The organism is Pseudomonas sp. Irchel s3h17 (assembly GCF_900187505.1).
GTDB lineage: Bacteria > Pseudomonadota > Gammaproteobacteria > Pseudomonadales > Pseudomonadaceae > Aquipseudomonas.
The window spans coordinates 179221-196336 of sequence record NZ_FYDL01000003.1 but is presented as its reverse complement, the minus strand read 5'-3'; the positions used below and the strand labels follow the sequence as shown (position 1 = coordinate 196336).

General features: G+C 61.2%; 11 protein-coding genes and 2 pseudogenes. 7 read left to right on the top strand and 6 right to left on the bottom strand.

Features of this window, described 5'->3' with window-relative positions; genetic code table 11:
* The first annotated feature begins 5 nt into the window (after positions 1-5).
* The gene (gene msrA, locus CKW25_RS04995) at positions 6-656 is read left to right on the top strand and encodes a peptide-methionine (S)-S-oxide reductase MsrA (protein WP_095078087.1); all 651 of its coding nucleotides are present in this window, start codon (positions 6-8) and stop codon (positions 654-656) included.
* A 152-nt stretch (positions 657-808) separates the two neighbouring features.
* On the opposite strand, the gene CKW25_RS04990 is transcribed toward msrA, so the two are convergent.
* Positions 809-1645: a 23S rRNA (adenine(2030)-N(6))-methyltransferase RlmJ gene (locus tag CKW25_RS04990; protein WP_095078086.1), complete on the bottom strand. Its 837-nt coding sequence runs from the start codon at positions 1643-1645 to the stop codon at positions 809-811.
* Positions 1646-1837: 192 nt separating this feature from the next.
* On the bottom strand, positions 1838-3322 hold the full coding sequence (gene putP, locus CKW25_RS04985; RefSeq protein ID WP_095078085.1) for a sodium/proline symporter PutP: 1485 nt from the start codon (positions 3320-3322) through the stop codon (positions 1838-1840).
* Between the two features lie 460 nt (positions 3323-3782).
* Here putP and putA point away from each other — a divergent pair, with 460 nt between their 5' ends.
* Both putA and CKW25_RS04975 read left to right on the top strand, forming a co-directional pair.
* A complete protein-coding gene (gene putA / locus CKW25_RS04980) occupies positions 3783-7736 on the top strand; it encodes a trifunctional transcriptional regulator/proline dehydrogenase/L-glutamate gamma-semialdehyde dehydrogenase (RefSeq protein WP_095078084.1) in 3954 nt (1317 codons plus the stop codon).
* A gap of 326 nt (positions 7737-8062) precedes the next feature.
* Positions 8063-9865 carry an acyl-CoA dehydrogenase gene (locus CKW25_RS04975; RefSeq protein WP_095078083.1) on the top strand — a complete coding sequence of 601 codons (1803 nt, stop codon included), beginning with the start codon at positions 8063-8065 and terminating at the stop codon, positions 9863-9865.
* A 142-nt stretch (positions 9866-10007) separates the two neighbouring features.
* Here CKW25_RS04975 and CKW25_RS27315 read toward each other — a convergent pair whose 3' ends face one another.
* Positions 10008-10739 carry a methyl-accepting chemotaxis protein gene (locus tag CKW25_RS27315; RefSeq protein ID WP_371854746.1) on the bottom strand — a complete coding sequence of 244 codons (732 nt, stop codon included), beginning with the start codon at positions 10737-10739 and terminating at the stop codon, positions 10008-10010.
* A 135-nt stretch (positions 10740-10874) separates the two neighbouring features.
* Positions 10875-11900 (bottom strand): annotated as a pseudogene (locus CKW25_RS27310) (cache domain-containing protein); the annotation flags it as partial.
* 288 nt (positions 11901-12188) lie between these two features.
* On the opposite strand from CKW25_RS27310, the gene CKW25_RS04965 reads away from it, so the two are divergent.
* Entirely contained in the window at positions 12189-12539 is a 351-nt protein-coding gene (locus tag CKW25_RS04965) for a hypothetical protein (RefSeq protein WP_095078081.1), read from the top strand.
* Positions 12540-12623: 84 nt separating this feature from the next.
* Here the strand turns inward: CKW25_RS04965 and CKW25_RS04960 are convergent, their stop codons facing one another.
* Positions 12624-12926 carry a cell division protein ZapA gene (locus tag CKW25_RS04960; protein WP_095078080.1) on the bottom strand — a complete coding sequence of 101 codons (303 nt, stop codon included), beginning with the start codon at positions 12924-12926 and terminating at the stop codon, positions 12624-12626.
* A complete protein-coding gene (locus CKW25_RS04955; protein ID WP_095078079.1) occupies positions 12923-13153 on the bottom strand; it encodes a hypothetical protein in 231 nt (76 codons plus the stop codon). Before CKW25_RS04955 ends, CKW25_RS04960 begins: the two co-directional genes overlap by 4 nt.
* Positions 13154-13431: 278 nt before the next feature.
* Between CKW25_RS04955 and CKW25_RS27305 the strand changes: the two are divergent.
* From CKW25_RS27305 to CKW25_RS04945, 3 genes and pseudogenes are all read left to right on the top strand, one after another.
* Positions 13432-14154 (top strand): annotated as a pseudogene (locus CKW25_RS27305) (MCP four helix bundle domain-containing protein); the annotation flags it as partial.
* Positions 14155-14184: 30 nt separating this feature from the next.
* Positions 14185-15057 carry a methyl-accepting chemotaxis protein gene (locus CKW25_RS27300; RefSeq protein ID WP_371850650.1) on the top strand — a complete coding sequence of 291 codons (873 nt, stop codon included), beginning with the start codon at positions 14185-14187 and terminating at the stop codon, positions 15055-15057.
* A gap of 287 nt (positions 15058-15344) precedes the next feature.
* Positions 15345-17087: a potassium/proton antiporter gene (locus CKW25_RS04945; protein WP_095078077.1), complete on the top strand. Its 1743-nt coding sequence runs from the start codon at positions 15345-15347 to the stop codon at positions 17085-17087.
* Positions 17088-17116: the final 29 nt, after the last annotated feature.

Here is a 17116-nt window from a genome sequence, read left to right as displayed (position 1 = left end):
CGATCATGGTCTTGCGTTCGGAAATTCTGGTGAACAAAAACGTGCTCCCTACTAAAGAACAAGCTCTGCCTGGCCGCGAATCCCCGATCACCGTGCCGGAGAAACACTTCGTCAATAAGGACCAGTACATGCTCGGTCCATTCATTGGCAATGTGGAGTTCGCGATCTTCGGCCTGGGCTGTTTCTGGGGTGCGGAACGTAAGTTCTGGCAGCGCGAAGGCGTCGTGAGCACGGCGGTGGGTTATGCCGGTGGCTTCACGCCAAACCCGACCTACGAAGAAGTCTGCTCGGGCCTGACCGGCCACACGGAAGTGGTGTTGGTGGTGTATGACCAGGACCAGATCAGCTACAAGGAACTGCTGGCCATGTTCTGGGAACTGCACAACCCGACGCAGGGCATGCGCCAGGGCAACGACATCGGCACCCAGTACCGCTCGGTGATCTATGCGGTCAAACCTGAACAACTGGACGAAGCCAAGGCCAGCGAGAAAACGTTCCAGGCAGAACTGACCAAGGCCGGGCTGGGCACCATCACCACCGAAATCGAACAGGCCCCGACCTTCTACTACGCCGAGGCCTATCACCAGCAGTACCTGGCAAAGAACCCAGAAGGCTACTGCGGGATCGGCGGCACCGGCGTCACCTGCCCGATCTAATGGATGAACACAGTACCTGTGGCGAGGGAGCTTGCTCCCGCTGGGGCGCGAAGCGGCCCTAAAATCGGCGACAACGTTCTTTCAGATAGAACCTACATACCGATTTTACGACTGCTTCGCAGCCGAGCGGGAGCAAGCTCCCTCGCCACACATTACTCAGCAATCAACCAATCCATCTGCCAGCCGCCCTGGGTCTGGCCGAGCTTCTTCGACAGCCACGGCAGCAGCTCGCGCAACTCCTCTTCCAGCCCCCATGGCGGATTGGCAATGGCCATCCCGGAGCCATTCAGGCTGTTGGGGGTATCCAGCGGATGCACCAGCAGTTCCACGCGCAACAGCTTCGGCGCGCCCGTACCGGCCAGGTCCTGATAGAAGCGGCGCAACATGCGCTGGTCCTTGACCGGGTACCAGATCGCTACCACCGATTGCCGCATCCGGCTAATCGCCTCCTTCAGGGAAGCCGCGCAGCGCTGCATCTCATCGAGCTTCTCGAACGGCGGATCGATCAGCATCAACCCACGCTTCTCGGGTACCGGCAACAATGCACGCGGAACATGCCAGCCTTCGCCAAGGTGCACCTTGACCCGGCGATCGCCCTTCATATTGTCCTTGAGCAGCAAGCCGTCTTCCGGGTGTTTCTCGTTGAGCAGTACCCTGTCTTGCGGGCGAGTCAGGCGTCGTGCCAGCTCTGGCGAACCAGGGTAGTAGCGCAATTGGCCATCCGGGTTCATTTCATGCAGCACCTGCATGTAGTCCGCCGTCAGCAGCGGCAGATCCGGCTCGCCCCACAAGCGTGCGATACCTTCCAGGTATTCACCGGTACGGCTGGCCTGGTCGCCTTGCAGGTCATACAGACCAATGCCGGCGTGGGTGTCGAGATAGGCAAACGGCTGTTCCTTGCGCGACATCAGGGCGATGAGGCGGGTCAAGGTCAGGTGTTTGAACACGTCGGCGTGATTGCCGGCGTGGAAGGCGTGACGATAATTCATGGCTGCTCCTGCGAAGGAGGCGAAGTTTACCCTGTACCGCGCCCAGCGTCAGGGGTTCGCAGCCGAGCGGCCCCCGGGACGCCGCCCATGCCGGTATCCGTCGGGTGGAGCTGGCACAAAAAAACGGCCCGCATCCAATAGGCTGCGGGCCGTTCTTTTGTCAGTGATTGATCAGGGCATTCGCCCTTCCGATCACTTGTTCAGGTGGAAATCTTTCTCGGCGGCGGCGAAACGCTGCAGCATGCCGGCCGTTGGCTCACCCATCTTGCTGACCAGGAAAATGGCCAGGCTGGCGAAGATGAAGCCCGGGATGATTTCGTACAGGCCCAGCAGTTCGAAATGCTTCCAGACGATCACAGTGAGGGCACCGACCACGATACCGGCCAGTGCGCCGTTACGGGTCATGCCTTTCCACAGTACCGAGATCAGCACAACCGGACCGAAGGCAGCACCGAAGCCGGCCCAGGCGTAGCTGACCAGACCCAGTACGCGGTTTTCCGGGTTGGCGGCCATCACGATGGCAACCAGTGCTACGGCCAGCACCATGGCACGACCGACCCACACCAGCTCAAGCTGGGAAGCGTTCTTGCGCAGGAAAGCCTTGTAGAAGTCTTCGGTCAGGGCGCTCGAGCACACCAGCAACTGGCAGCTCAGGGTGCTCATCACGGCAGCCAGAATAGCCGACAGCAGCACACCGGCGATCCATGGGTTGAACAGGATCTTGGCCAGTTCGATGAACACACGCTCGTGGTTCTCACTGACTGGCATCGCCATGGCCGGGTTGGCCGAGAAGTAGGCAATGCCGAAGAAGCCTACCGCAACGGTACCGGCCAGGCACAGGATCATCCAGGTCATGGAGATACGACGGGCGTTGGCAATCGACTTCACCGAATCCGCCGCCATGAAGCGCGCCAGGATGTGCGGCTGGCCGAAGTAGCCCAGGCCCCAGCCCATCAGCGAGATGATGCCGATGAAGGTAGTGCCTTTGAGCATGTTGAAGTTGTCGGGGTTCTGCGCTTCGATCGCCAGGAACGTGGTGTCGACGCCGCCGGTGGCCAGCAGCACGATGATCGGCGTCAGCAGCAGGGCGAAGATCATCAGCGTGGCTTGTACGGTGTCAGTCCAGCTCACCGCCAGGAAACCACCCACGAAGGTGTAGGCAATCGTTGCCGCAGCACCGGCCCACAGCGCGGTCTCGTAGGACATGCCGAAGGTGCTTTCGAACAGACGGGCGCCCGCCACGATGCCGGAGGCGCAATAGATGGTGAAGAACACCAGGATCACGACGGCCGAGATAATGCGCAGCAAGCCGCTCTTGTCTTCAAAACGGCTGGAGAAGTAGTCCGGCAGAGTCAGCGCGTCACCGTTGTGCTCGGTCTGCACGCGCAGACGACCGGCTACAAACAGCCAGTTCAGGTAGGCACCGATGATCAGGCCGATGGCGATCCAGCTTTCAGACAGGCCAGACATGTAGATGGCGCCCGGCAGGCCCATCAACAACCAGCCACTCATGTCGGAAGCGCCGGCGGAGAGCGCGGTCACGACGCTGCCCAGGCTACGGCCACCCAGAATGTAGTCGGAGAGGTTGTTGGTGGAGCGATAGGCCATGAAGCCGATCAGCACCATTGCTGCGATGTAGATCACAAACGTGATCAAGGTTGGATTGCTAGCACTCATTGAGTTACGCCCTGGCTTTGTTTTTATGTAGCGGCGGTCTGCTGAACCGCCGCCAAACGATTACGTTTGAAAGACGATCGGGTAATCCGCGCATTTATGACTGATGTTTCCCCAGGAAAGCCATCAGCCGATGAACAGTCTCGTGGACGGTTGCACCTTGGGCGCGAATGCTATTCAACAAAGCAAATAAGGTGCAACCTGTTTCTCCCGAATAAGTTGCACCTAGTCGGAAATATTTTTTAGGTACGGGTTTTTGCTCCTTTTCGGAGCAAGAAACATCGCCAACCAAGACAAACAGCACCAATAAGGGGCAGCACCCGCGTACCAGAATTTTTTTCCTGACGAGTTGCCTGTTTTTCCGGCAAAAAAAGGGTTGCACCCGGTTGCACCTCTTTCGGCGCGCGGCTAATCTTGCCGCCAGCTGATGCCACGCAGTCGTGGCAAACATGAGGATAAAAATATGGCTACCACCACCCTTGGGGTCAAACTCGACGACCCGACCCGCGAACGCCTCAAGGCCGCCGCGACCTCGATTGATCGCACGCCGCACTGGTTGATCAAGCAGGCGATTTTCAATTACCTGGAAAAACTCGAGGGTGGTGCAACCCTGACCGAACTCAATGGTTCGGTCCGTCCTGAGCTGGATGAAGGCGCCGACATTCAAGTCGACCATGCGCACCAGTGCTTCCTTGAATTCGCTGAGAGCATCCTGCCGCAATCGGTACTGCGCGCCGCGATCACCGCCGCCTACCGTCGTCCGGAGCCGGAAGTGGTGCCCATGCTGCTGGAGCAGGCTCGCCTGCCGGCACCGATGGCCGAGGCCACCAACAAACTGGCCGCCTCGATTGCTGAAAAACTGCGCAATCAGAAGAGCGCCGGTGGCCGTGCCGGCATCGTGCAGGGCCTGCTGCAGGAATTCTCCCTGTCGTCCCAGGAAGGCGTGGCACTGATGTGCCTGGCCGAAGCGCTGCTGCGTATTCCGGACAAGGGCACTCGTGACGCCCTGATTCGCGACAAGATCAGTACCGGTAACTGGCAGCCGCACCTGGGCAACAGCCCGTCGCTGTTCGTCAACGCCGCGACCTGGGGCCTGCTGCTGACCGGCAAGCTGGTCTCCACCCATAACGAAGCAGGCTTGACCTCGTCCCTGAGCCGCATCATCGGCAAGAGCGGCGAGCCGATGATCCGCAAGGGCGTCGACATGGCCATGCGCCTGATGGGCGAGCAGTTCGTGACCGGCGAAACCATCGCCGAAGCCCTGGCCAACGCCAGCAAGTTTGAAGCCAAAGGCTTCCGCTACTCCTACGACATGCTCGGTGAAGCCGCACTGACCGAGCATGACGCGCAGAAATACCTCGCGTCCTACGAGCAAGCCATCCACTCGATCGGCAAGGCGTCCCACGGTCGCGGCATTTATGAAGGCCCGGGCATCTCGATCAAGCTGTCGGCCCTGCACCCGCGTTACAGCCGTGCCCAGTACGAGCGCGTGATGGAGGAGCTGTACCCGCGCCTGCTGTCGCTGACCCTGCTGGCCAAGCAATACGACATCGGCCTGAACATCGACGCCGAGGAAGCCGACCGCCTGGAGCTGTCGCTGGACCTGCTGGAGCGCCTGTGCTTCGAGCCGCAACTGAGCGGTTGGAACGGTATCGGTTTCGTGATCCAGGCGTACCAGAAGCGTTGCCCGTACGTGATCGACTACGTGATCGACCTGGCTCGCCGCAGCCGTCATCGCCTGATGATCCGCCTGGTAAAAGGCGCCTACTGGGACAGCGAAATCAAGCGTGCCCAGGTCGAAGGCCTGGAAGGCTATCCGGTCTACACCCGCAAGGTGTACACCGACGTGTCCTACATCGCCTGCGCGCGCAAACTGCTGTCGGTACCGGAAGTCATCTACCCGCAGTTCGCCACGCACAACGCCCACACCCTGTCGGCCATCTACCATATCGCCGGGCAGAACTACTACCCGGGCCAGTACGAGTTCCAGTGCCTGCACGGCATGGGTGAACCGCTGTACGAACAGGTTGTAGGCAAGGTTTCCGAAGGCAAGCTGAACCGTCCGTGCCGCGTGTACGCACCGGTCGGCACCCATGAAACCCTGCTGGCGTACCTGGTACGTCGCCTGCTGGAAAACGGCGCGAACACCTCGTTCGTCAACCGTATCGCCGACCAGTCCATCTCCATCCAGGAGCTGGTAGCCGACCCGGTGAACCAGATCGAGCAGATGGCCACGCTGGAAGGCGGCTTCGGCCTGCCGCACCCGCGCATTCCACTGCCGCGCGACCTGTACGGCAGCGAACGCGCCAACTCCAGCGGCATCGACATGGCCAACGAACACCGCCTGGCATCCTTGTCCTGCGCCCTGCTGGCCAGCGCCCACAACAACTGGAAAGCCGCGCCGATGCTCGGTTGCGCCTCCAGCGCTGAAACGCCTGCGCCGGTGTTGAACCCCTCGGACCTGCGTGACGTGGTCGGCCATGTACAGGAAGCGACCGTCGAAGACGTCGACAACGCCATCCAGTGCGCCCTGAACGCCGCTCCTATCTGGCAGGCCACCCCGCCAGCCGAACGCGCCGCGATCCTGGAACGTGCCGCCGACCTGATGGAAGCCGAGATCCAGCCGCTGATGGGCCTGCTGGCCCGCGAAGCCGGCAAGACCTTCGCCAACGCCATCGCCGAAGTGCGTGAAGCCGTGGACTTCCTGCGTTACTACGCGGTGCAGGCCCGCAACGATTTCACCAACGACGCCCACCGCCCACTGGGCCCAGTGGTGTGCATCAGCCCGTGGAACTTCCCACTGGCGATTTTCAGCGGTCAAGTCGCCGCCGCACTGGCCGCCGGTAACCCGGTCCTGGCCAAACCGGCCGAACAGACCCCACTGGTGGCGGCACAAGCCGTGCGCTTGCTGCTCGAGGCCGGGATCCCGGAAGGCGTGCTGCAACTGCTGCCGGGCCGTGGCGAAACCGTCGGCGCTGGCCTGGTGGGCGATGATCGCGTCAAAGGCGTGATGTTCACCGGCTCCACCGAAGTCGCGCGCCTGCTGCAACGCAACATCGCCGGCCGCCTGGACTCCCAGGGCCGTCCGATCCCGCTGATCGCCGAAACCGGCGGCCAGAACGCAATGATCGTCGACTCCTCGGCGCTGACCGAACAAGTGGTCATCGACGTCGTATCGTCGGCCTTCGACAGCGCCGGCCAGCGTTGCTCGGCCCTGCGCGTACTGTGCCTGCAGGAAGATTCGGCAGACCGCGTGATCGAAATGCTCAAGGGCGCCATGGCTGAATGCCGTCTCGGCAACCCGGAGCGCCTGTCCGTGGACATCGGCCCGGTGATCGACGCCGAAGCCAAGGCGGGCATCGAGAAACACATCCAGGGCATGCGCGACAAAGGTCGCAACGTGTACCAGGTCGCGATCGCCAATGCCGAAGAAATCAAACGCGGCACCTTCGTCATGCCCACCCTGATCGAACTGGAAAGCTTCGACGAACTGCAACGCGAGATCTTTGGTCCGGTGCTGCACGTGGTGCGCTACAAGCGTAAAGAGATCGATCAACTGATCGAGCAGATCAACGCTTCCGGTTATGGCCTGACGCTGGGTGTGCACACACGCATCGACGAGACCATTGCCAAGGTGATCGACAACGTCAACGCCGGTAACGTCTACGTCAACCGCAACATTGTGGGTGCCGTGGTCGGCGTGCAACCGTTCGGCGGCGAAGGCCTGTCGGGCACCGGTCCGAAAGCCGGTGGTCCGCTGTACCTGTACCGCCTGCTGTCGACCCGCCCTGGCGACGCCATCGAGCAATCCTTTGCCCGTGCCGACGCCGAAACCGCGCCGGACGTCCGCCTGCGTGATGCCATGAGCAAGCCGCTGACTGCCCTGCAAGCCTGGGCCGACAGCCACAAGCTCAGCGCCCTGAGCGCCCTGTGCGTGAAGTTCGCCGTGCAATCGCAGAGCGGTATCACCCGCGTCCTGGCAGGCCCGACCGGCGAGCGCAACAGCTACGCCATCCTGCCGCGCGAACACGTGCTGTGCCTGGCGGAAATCGAAGGCGACCTGCTGACCCAACTGGCTGCGGTACTGGCCGTGGGTGGCTCGGCAGTCGTACCGGAGAATGAGCTGAGCAAGGCACTGCTGGCGCGCCTGCCAAAGGATGTGCAAGCACGCATCAAGCTGGTCGCTGACTGGACCAAGGACGAAGTGGTCATCGATGCGGTACTGCATCACGGTCACTCCGACCAGTTGCGCGCGGTCTGCCAGCAAGTGGCAACCCGTGCCGGCGCCATCGTTGGGGTTCACGGCCAGGCGCCGGGCGAAACCGGCATTGCGCTGGAGCGCCTGGTGATCGAGCGCGCACTGAGCGTCAACACCGCAGCGGCCGGTGGTAACGCCAGCCTGATGACGATCGGCTAAACCGCGATGCGTTAGCTGTACAAAATGGGCGCCCTCACCGGCGCCTATTTTTTTGCCTGACGCTGATGATTCCGTGGCGAGGGAGCTTGCTCCCGCTCGGGTGCGCAGCAGCCGCCCGTGGATCGGCGCGGTTTATCTGAAATTACCGGATTACAGCTTTCAGGGCCGCTTCGCAGCCCAGCGGGAGCAAGCTCCCTCGCCACGGGTAATGTTCGCCGCAGACATTCCGCTGTTGTGTTTTACCCCTCCATCACGCAGATCAATCATCCTGTTCAGCCTCTATTCCCACGCCTAGACTCGGCCTATTCCAAAACAGGTAGGCCGCCATGTCCGAGACGTTGCTCAGTTCCCGCAATCTGGCTTTCGAGCTGTACGAAGTCCTCGATGCCGAGGGCCTGACCCAGCGCGAGCGTTTCGCCGAGCACAACCGCGAAACCTTCGACGCCGCCATTGGCACCGCCCGCAGCATCGCCGAGAAGTTCTTCGCCTCGCACAACCGCAAGGGCGACGAGAACGAACCGCGCTATGAAGACGGCCAGGCGATCCTGATCCCGGAAGTGAAACCTGCCGTGGATGCCTTTCTCGAAGCCGGTTTCCTCAACGCTGCACGCAGTTTCGAGGCGGGCGGCATGCAGTTGCCGACGCTGTTGTCGCAAGCCTGCTTCGCGCACTTCCAGGCGGCCAACGCGGCGACGACTTCCTACCCGTTCCTGACCATGGGCGCCGCCAACCTGATCGAGAGCTTCGGCACCGAGGAACAGAAACAACGCTTCCTGCAACCGATGATCGACGGCCGCTTCTTCGGCACCATGGCCCTGACCGAGCCCCACGCCGGTTCGTCGCTGTCGGACATCCGCACCCGCGCCGAACCCGCGGCGGACGGCACCTATCGACTCAAGGGCAACAAGATCTTCATCTCCGGCGGCGACCATCCGCTGTCGGAAAACATCGTGCACATGGTGCTGGCCAAACTGCCGGACGCACCCGCCGGGGTAAAGGGCATCTCCCTGTTTATCGTGCCCAAGTTCCTGGTCAACGACGACGGCAGCCTGGGCCAGCGCAACGATGTGCTGCTGGCCGGGCTGTTCCACAAGATGGGCTGGCGCGGCACCACCTCCACCGCGCTGAACTTCGGCGACAACGGCGAGTGTGTCGGCTACCTGGTGGGCCAGCCGCATCAAGGCCTGAGCTGTATGTTCCAGATGATGAACGAGGCACGGATCGGCGTCGGCATGGGCGCGGTGATGCTCGGTTACGCCGGTTACCTGCACTCGCTGGAATACGCCCGCGAACGCCCGCAAGGACGCCTGCCGGACAGCAAGGACCCGAACACCGCACCGGTGTCGATCGTCCAGCACGCCGACGTCAAACGCATGCTGCTGACCCAGAAGGCCTACGTCGAAGGCTCGTTCGACCTGGGACTGTATGCCGCACGATTGTTCGACGACACCACCACCCTTGAGACCGAAGCCGGGCGCAAGCAGGCCCATGAACTGCTGGATTTGCTGACCCCCATCGTCAAATCCTGGCCGTCGGAGTTCTGCCTGAAGGCCAACGAACTGGCGATCCAGATCCTCGGCGGCCACGGCTACACCCGCGAATACCCGGTAGAGCAGTACTACCGCGACAACCGCCTGAACCCGATCCACGAAGGCACCCATGGCATTCAGTCACTGGACTTGCTGGGGCGCAAACTGGCGCAGAACGGCGGCGCCGGGCTCAAGCAGTTGATCCGCTTGATCGCCGTCACCGTTGAGCGGGCCCACGCCCATGAATCGCTGACCCCATTGCGCGAACCGCTGGAGAAACTGGTGGCACGCCTGCAAACGGTGACCATCGGCCTGTTGACCGATCTGGCCCAAGGCAAGGTCAACGGCAGCCTCGCCAACTCGGCGCTGTACCTCAAGGCGTTCGGCCACACAGTAATCGGCTGGCGCTGGCTGGAACAGGCGATCCGTGCAGAAGAAGGACTGGCCAAGGGCAATACCGCAGACGCCGGCTTCTACAAAGGCAAGCTGCAAGCGGCGCGCTACTTCCTGACCTGGGAAGTGCCGGCTTGCCACCATGAACTGGCGATTCTCGAGGCACGGGATGATGTGTGCCTGGGCATGCAGGATGAGTGGTTCTGACCCCAAGTATTTGTAGTGCCGCTTAGATCCATTCGCGAGCAAGCCCGCTCCCACACTGGTTCAAGGTGAACACATAATCGGTGAGCACCCTGAGTCAAATGTGTGTGGGCTTGCTCGCGAAGACGTCCGCGCAGACGCCATATCAGCTCAGCTTGAACCCACCCATCTGCCGCGCCAGGTCATCCGCCAGCCGCTGCAACGTCTGACAGTCCTCTCGGCAAGCCCTGACCTCCCCCGTCGTCGCCCGTGCCAGGTCGGAGATACCCTGCACGTTGCGATTGATCTCTTCAGTCACCGCCGACTGCTCTTCGGTGGCCGTCGCCACTTGATGGTTCATATCACTGATGTGTTCAACCTGCCCGGTAATCGCCGTCAGTGAGGCGCCCGTGCGCTGGCTCGACTCGACACCGGTGCCGGTTGCGGCCTGTCCGGACTGCATCGACGACACCGCATTCTCCGCCCCCTGCTTGAGGCTGCCGATCATCTGCTGGATCTCATCGGTAGAGGATTGCGTACGCCGGGCCAGCGTGCGCACTTCATCGGCCACCACGGCAAAGCCACGGCCCATGTCGCCAGCCCGCGCCGCCTCGATGGCGGCATTGAGCGCCAGCAAGTTGGTCTGCTCGGAGATCCCACGGATCACCGCCAACACCTGGTCGATAGACGCCACCTGAGTTGCCAGCTCGCCCACGGCCTGGGCGGCAACGCCGATTTCGTCGGACATGTTTTCGATATGACGGATCGATCCACCGACCACTTCGCGGGCCTGCAAGGCTTCATCTCGGGCAGTTTGCGAAGCGATGGCCGCATTACCGGCGTTCTGGGCGATTTCCTGTACGGTCAGACCCATCTCATGCACTGCGGTGGCGACCATGTCGGTCATTACCTGCTGCCGACCGGAGCGTTGCGCCGTGTTTTCAACCACCTGCGCCACCTGCCCGACAGCTGTGCGCAAGCGCTCGCTGGTGGCCAGCACGTCGCCGATCATGCTGCGCTGGTTTTCCAGGAAACGATTGAAGCCGCGAGCCAGATCCCCCAACTCATCGGCGCGACTGGCGTCCAGCCTGCGTGTCAAATCGCCACCATCGCTACCAATCGCTACCAGCGCCGCTGTTACTTGACGAATGGGGCGCACCAACCCACGGGCCAGCAACACCACCAGCAACAGGCACACCAGTGCCACCGCCAGGCCGATGCCGCTGCTCATCCACATCGCGCGACGCGCCTCGGCGTAGATTTGCGACTGTGGCACTTCGGCCACCAGGGTCCAACCGAGATCGCGAAGGGGCAGGCTCAATGCCAGGAAATCTTCGCCATCGCGGACAAAGCTGCTGCTGGTGGCGGTTTTTTGGCCCATGACCGCGTGCGCCGCCGCGGCGCCAACCTGCTCGCTCAGGGTGCGTTTCCCGCTGAATTGCGCCTCGGGGTGAACCTGGATCAAACCGTCGGCGCGCACCAGATAGACCTTGCCGCGCTCACCGAAGCTGAAATTGTGAATCAACTCCGACAGCTCTTTCATGCTCAGGCCCAGCCCGGCAACGCCCACGACTTTACCGCCCTGCTCGACCTTGAGGTCGATGAACAGCGCCAATTCTCCGGTAGCGGTGTCATTGTCGATATTGAGGGTGCGGGGCTGGTTGCTGTCCATGAACGAATAGAACCAGGCGTCGGCGGGATTGGAGCGGCTAAGGGTGCGATCCAGGCCTTTTTCGGTGATGTAGTGGTTCGACGCGGCGCCGATGATCAGCGCGGTGAACGCCTTGTGTTCGGCGCGGATGCCTTCCAGATACTGTGCGAAGGTCGCCGTCCGGGCACTACTTTCACCTTCGGCCAACCAGTCGCGCACCATGCTGTTGCTGGCGATGTCCTTGGCGGCGGTGAGCGGCTGAACCAGAATCCGCTCGATGTCGTTGCGCATCGCTTCGATGCTCGATGGCAGCGCTTGCTCGACCAGATAGCGCTGGGCGAGATTGTTGACCACCAGGGTATAAATGCCAACCACGATCAGGATACTGACCAGCAGGGCGGTGCCCATACTGAGGATCAACTGCCATTGAATACTGCGTCGCCAGAACTGCATGGAGCACCCCCAAAGAGTAAGAGGCAAAAATACTGCAACAGCCATGCCGATTGTATACAAAGTCGCGAATTAACCGTATCAATCAGCGAGCATTTCCTACGACAAACCGTGGCATGGTCCAACCATCAACACCCCCCCTATCACAAAAACCAGCCCGGGAACCTATCAGGTCAGATAGGTCACAGCGCGGTGAGTAAGGCGTAGATTTCGCTGCTTCAAGCACATAAACAAGGAGTACACGTTATGAACACACTTGTATCAGCGAAAGGAGATGTATTAGTCGGCAAGAACATATCCAGCTTTCAGAGCATGCTGCAGAACGTTCAAGTGGGCGACACAGTGCAGCACAACGGGGATGAACTATCCGTCGTCACGAAAACGTTCAAACTGAAGGATTTCGACTTCCTGATCGAGATTTCGATCGGGGAAGTTACGTTGGTGTCGGAGCAGACCGTCAACTTCGAGGAAATGCTCTGGATGATTCAAGCTGGCAATATCCTGGTGCAGGATGGAGGTCCCCGCATCGTGCGAGAAAAACATTTCCTCAAATCTGGAGCTGGGTACTCTCCATCGATCTACCTCATGATGCCCTGACAGGGCTGAGCGCTTCACTTGAGCGCTCTCGGGTAGATCGAGAGCGCTCTGATCAAACAGGCTTGAGCCCAGCGAGCGCTGACGTCAACCCTGGTTGATCGTCTTGGCGATCACTTCAACCGTGGCGCTGACTTGCTCTTGGTAACGGTCGAGTTCCTGCTGGTGGCGCTTTTGCATTTCCAGCTGCTGCGAACACAGGTTCATCGCCGTCAGCACCAGCAGCTTGTCCCCGATCAGGGTCGGGTATTTCTTTTTGGTCTCAGCCAGCACCGCTTTCAACATGAGCGCGGCGTCCAGCAGGGTCTGCTCTTCCCCGGCCGGCGCCTTGATCGAATAGTCTTCCCCAAGAATCGAGACGACTTTTACCCCATCGGCACCTTGTCTCATGCGTTCACAGGACCTGCGCTCACACGCTCAACCAAGGCTTGAATGCGCGCGACGGTGGTGCCCTGCTTTTCTTCCTGTTCCATCAGGCTCAGTTGCAGGCTTTCGTTTTCGTCCTTGGCCTGGGCCAGCTCTGCACTCAGGGCTTGATGAGCGTTTTGCAGGTCCTGGTTCTGTTGCACCAGATCGCTGACCAGTTGTTCCAATTGACTCAGGGTTGCTTCCAACATTTTTGATTTTCCGGGCATTTTCAAAGGGCGCGTACGATAAAGAAAAGTCACCACAGGCGCCAGGGTTATTACGGCGCAAAGCCTTGATTTTCCTGGCGGCGACTTTACTTGCACGTGTTAAAGACTGCGATTGGCCGGTCAGGTTCCTGACAGCTCGTCAGCGCAAGCGGATCTGCGGCAAAAGCACGCAGGGACTCAAGACTTTAGTCGTATGACCGATAAGTCATGCATACCCCTTCTCAGCCCTCGTGCCCGTGCGCGTCTGTTTGGTAAAAACCATGTCCCTTCGCTCTATGAATATCGCCCCCCGGGCGTTCGCCGGCTTTGCCCTGATTGGCACGCTGATGTTGATTCTCGGTGTGTTCGCCTTGAACCAGATGAGCAAGATCCGCGGGGCCGCCGAGGACATTACCCAGAACAGCGTACCGAGCATCAAGAGCCTCGATGAGTTCACCCAACTGACATTGCGTCTGCGGGTGCTGTCTTACCGCTTGCTGATCAACCGCGAAGCAGACACCCAACAACAGACGCTCGCCCTGCTCGATCAACGCAACCAGCAGATCCGCGAGGCCCAGGCGGGCTACGAGAAGTTGATCTCCAGCCCGCAGGAACGCGCAGCCTACGATCAGTATGTGACGCTGCTGGGCCAGTACCGCCAACTTGAAGAGCGCATGAAGACGCTGTCGCGCAACAATCAGGTCAGCGAGCTGCAAACCCTGCTCAACACCGAGCTGCTGAACAACTCCGAAGCGGTCAACACGGTGCTCAACCGGCTACTGGAAATCAACACCCAGGGGAGCCTCGACACCAACCAGCAAGCCGCTGACCAGTACGCTTCGGCGTTCAACCTGGTAGTCGCCCTGTTAGTGGTTGCCACTGCCCTGACCCTGCTCTTCGCCTGGTTGCTGACCAACAGCATCACCCAGCCGATCGCCAACGCCCTGAACGCCGCCGAGGCCATCGCCGAAGGCAACCTGACGCGCCCGATCACGGTCGACGGTACCGACGAAGCCGGGCGCCTGTTGCTGGCAATGTCGAAGATGCAGGAAAAACTGCGCGATACCCTGCAACGTATCTCAGGCTCCGCAACTCAGTTGGCCTCCGCTGCCGAAGAACTCAACAGCGTGACCGACGAAAGTGCCCGTGGCCTGACCCAACAGAACAACGAAATCGAGCAGGCCGCCACGGCAGTCAATGAAATGACCAGTGCCGTCGAAGAAGTGGCACGTAACGCGGTCAGCACCTCCGAGGCCTCGAAAAACGCCACCGCCTCCGCGGGCGACGGTCGCGACCTGGTGCAGGAAACCGTGAGCGCCATCGAGCGCATGAGTGGCGATGTGCAAAGTACCGCCACCCTGATCGGCAACCTGGCCGAGGAGTCGCGTGATATCGGCAAGGTGCTGGACGTGATTCGCGGCCTGGCCGACCAGACCAACCTGCTGGCACTCAATGCCGCCATCGAAGCCGCCCGCGCCGGTGAAGCCGGTCGTGGTTTTGCGGTCGTCGCCGACGAAGTGCGTGCGCTGGCGCATCGCACCCAGCAATCGACCAGCGAAATCGAACGCATGATCGGCAGCATCCAGAGCGGCACCGAGCACGCCGTCGACTCGATGCGCAACAGCACCGAACGCGCCGAGTCGACGCTGAACATCGCCCGTGGTGCCGGCCTGTCGCTGGACACCATCAACAGTGCCATTGTCGAGATCAACGAACGCAACCTGGTGATCGCCAGCGCGGCAGAGGAACAGGCCCAGGTGGCCCGTGAAGTCGACCGCAATCTGGTGAACATCCGCGATCTGTCGATACAGTCGGCCACCGGTGCCAACCAGACCAGTGCCGCCAGCAACGAACTCTCGCGCCTGGCGGTGGACCTGAACACCATGGTTGGGCGGTTCAACCTGTAACAGTCACCGATCACACTGTGGCGAGGGAGCTTGCTCCCGCTCGGCTACGCAGTAGCCGTAAACGGCGGGTGAGTATTGTCGGGAAAGCCGCAGCGTCTATTGTGGGGCCGCTGCGCGTCCCAGCGGGAGCAAGCTCCCTCGCCACGATCGCTTCAGCTGCTGAAGTGGAGTGATCGATCGCGGTCAAAAGCTTTTTGACAGCATCACATTTCAACAGGTTAGAATCGCTGGCACGCACACTGCATGGTCCGTTTGCGCCCGCCTTTCTGCTTTCTGGAGTACTGCCTTTGAATGCGACGACCATCAACAGCCTGTTCTTGATCGGCGCGTTGCTGGTAGGTGCGAGCATTCTGGTGAGCTCACTTTCCTCCCGCCTGGGTATCCCGATTCTGGTGATCATCCTGGCCGTGGGCATGGCCGCCGGCGTCGATGGCGCCGGCATCATCTTCGACAACTACCCCACGGCGTATCTGGTCGGCAACCTGGCCCTGGCCGTGATCCTGCTCGACGGCGGGTTACGCACCCGGGTCTCGAGTTTTCGCGTGGCGTTATGGCCGGCCTTATCGCTGGCCACGGTCGGGGTGCTGATTACCACCGGGCTGACCGGCATGGCGGCGGCATGGTTGTTCGACCTGAACCTGATTCAGGGCCTGCTGATCGGCGCCATTGTCGGCTCGACGGACGCCGCGGCGGTGTTCTCGCTGCTCGGCGGCAAAGGCCTGAACGAACGGGTGACCGCCAGCCTGGAAATCGAATCCGGCAGCAACGACCCGATGGCGGTGTTTCTCACCGTCACCCTGATCGACATGCTTGCCAGTGGCCAGACCGGCCTGCACTGGAGCCTGCTGACACACCTGCTGCGTGAATTCGGTATCGGTGGCCTGATTGGCCTGGGCGGTGGCTGGCTGATGTTGCAAATGGTCAACCGCATCCATCTGGCCGCCGGCCTGTACCCGATCCTGGTCATCGCCGGTGGCCTGGTGGTCTTTGCCCTGACCAACGCCCTGCACGGCAGCGGCTTCCTGGCGGTGTACCTGTGTGGCCTGGTGATCGGCAACTGCCCGGTGCGCAGCCGCCACGGCATTCTGCATATGCTCGACGGCATGGCGTGGCTGGCGCAGATCGGCATGTTCCTGGTGCTGGGGCTGCTGGTGACGCCCCACGATTTGCTGCCGATTGCCCTGCCGGCCCTGGGGCTGGCGTTGTGGATGATTCTGTTTGCCAGGCCCCTGTCGGTGATTGTCGGCCTGCTGCCGTTCAAGGCGTTCCACGGCCGTGAAAAAGTCTTTATTTCCTGGGTCGGCCTGCGCGGTGCGGTCCCGATCATTCTGGCGGTGTTCCCGCTGATGGCCGGCCTGCCGAATGCCCAGCTGTACTTCAACCTCGCGTTCTTTATCGTACTGGTATCGCTGCTGGTGCAAGGTACAAGCCTGCCGTGGGTCGCCAAGCTGCTGAAAGTGACGGTTCCGCCAGAACCCGCGCCCATTTCCCGGGCCGCGCTGGAAGTGCATGTCACCAGCGAGTGGGAGTTGTTCGTTTATCGCCTGGGTGCCGAGAAATGGTGCATCGGCGCGGCCCTTCGCGAGCTGAAAATGCCCGAGGGCACCCGTATCGCGGCACTGTTTCGCGGCCAGCAACTGCTCCATCCGTCGGGTAGTACGGTGCTTGAAGTCGGCGATTTGCTCTGTGTCATCGGCCATGAACACAACCTGCCGGCCCTGGGAAAACTCTTCAGCCAGGCGCCACAACGGGGCCTCGACTTGCGCTTCTTCGGCGACTTCGTCCTGGAAGGCGACGCCCAGCTGGGCGCGGTTTCCGCGCTATACGGGCTGCAACTCGAAGGGGTCGATCCGGACATGCCCCTGGGGCGCTTCATTACCCAGAAAGTCGGGGGCGCGCCAGTGGTCGGTGACCAGGTGGAATGGAACAACACCATCTGGACGGTGGCGGTCATGGAAGGGAACAAGATTGCCAAAGTGGGCGTCAGATTCCCCGAAGGAAGTCGCCCAGGTCCCGGGTTGTTCCTCTAAACTCTTTTTTTCGCTACGTTCTCGATCGG

What these genes read in the sequence shown, in the direction of transcription:
- CKW25_RS04960 (WP_095078080.1), bottom strand. Translation starts at nt 12,926, where the DNA reads ATGAGACAAGGTGCCGATGGGGTAAAAGTCGTCTCGATTCTTGGGGAA.
- msrA (WP_095078087.1), top strand. Translation starts at nt 6, where the DNA reads ATGGTCTTGCGTTCGGAAATTCTGGTGAACAAAAACGTGCTCCCTACT.
- CKW25_RS27315 (WP_371854746.1), bottom strand. Translation starts at nt 10,739, where the DNA reads ATGGTCGCCACCGCAGTGCATGAGATGGGTCTGACCGTACAGGAAATC.
- CKW25_RS04955 (WP_095078079.1), bottom strand. Translation starts at nt 13,153, where the DNA reads ATGTTGGAAGCAACCCTGAGTCAATTGGAACAACTGGTCAGCGATCTG.
- putP (WP_095078085.1), bottom strand. Translation starts at nt 3,322, where the DNA reads ATGAGTGCTAGCAATCCAACCTTGATCACGTTTGTGATCTACATCGCA.
- CKW25_RS04965 (WP_095078081.1), top strand. Translation starts at nt 12,189, where the DNA reads ATGAACACACTTGTATCAGCGAAAGGAGATGTATTAGTCGGCAAGAAC.
- CKW25_RS27300 (WP_371850650.1), top strand. Translation starts at nt 14,185, where the DNA reads ATGTCGAAGATGCAGGAAAAACTGCGCGATACCCTGCAACGTATCTCA.
- CKW25_RS04990 (WP_095078086.1), bottom strand. Translation starts at nt 1,645, where the DNA reads ATGAATTATCGTCACGCCTTCCACGCCGGCAATCACGCCGACGTGTTC.
- CKW25_RS04975 (WP_095078083.1), top strand. Translation starts at nt 8,063, where the DNA reads ATGTCCGAGACGTTGCTCAGTTCCCGCAATCTGGCTTTCGAGCTGTAC.
- putA (WP_095078084.1), top strand. Translation starts at nt 3,783, where the DNA reads ATGGCTACCACCACCCTTGGGGTCAAACTCGACGACCCGACCCGCGAA.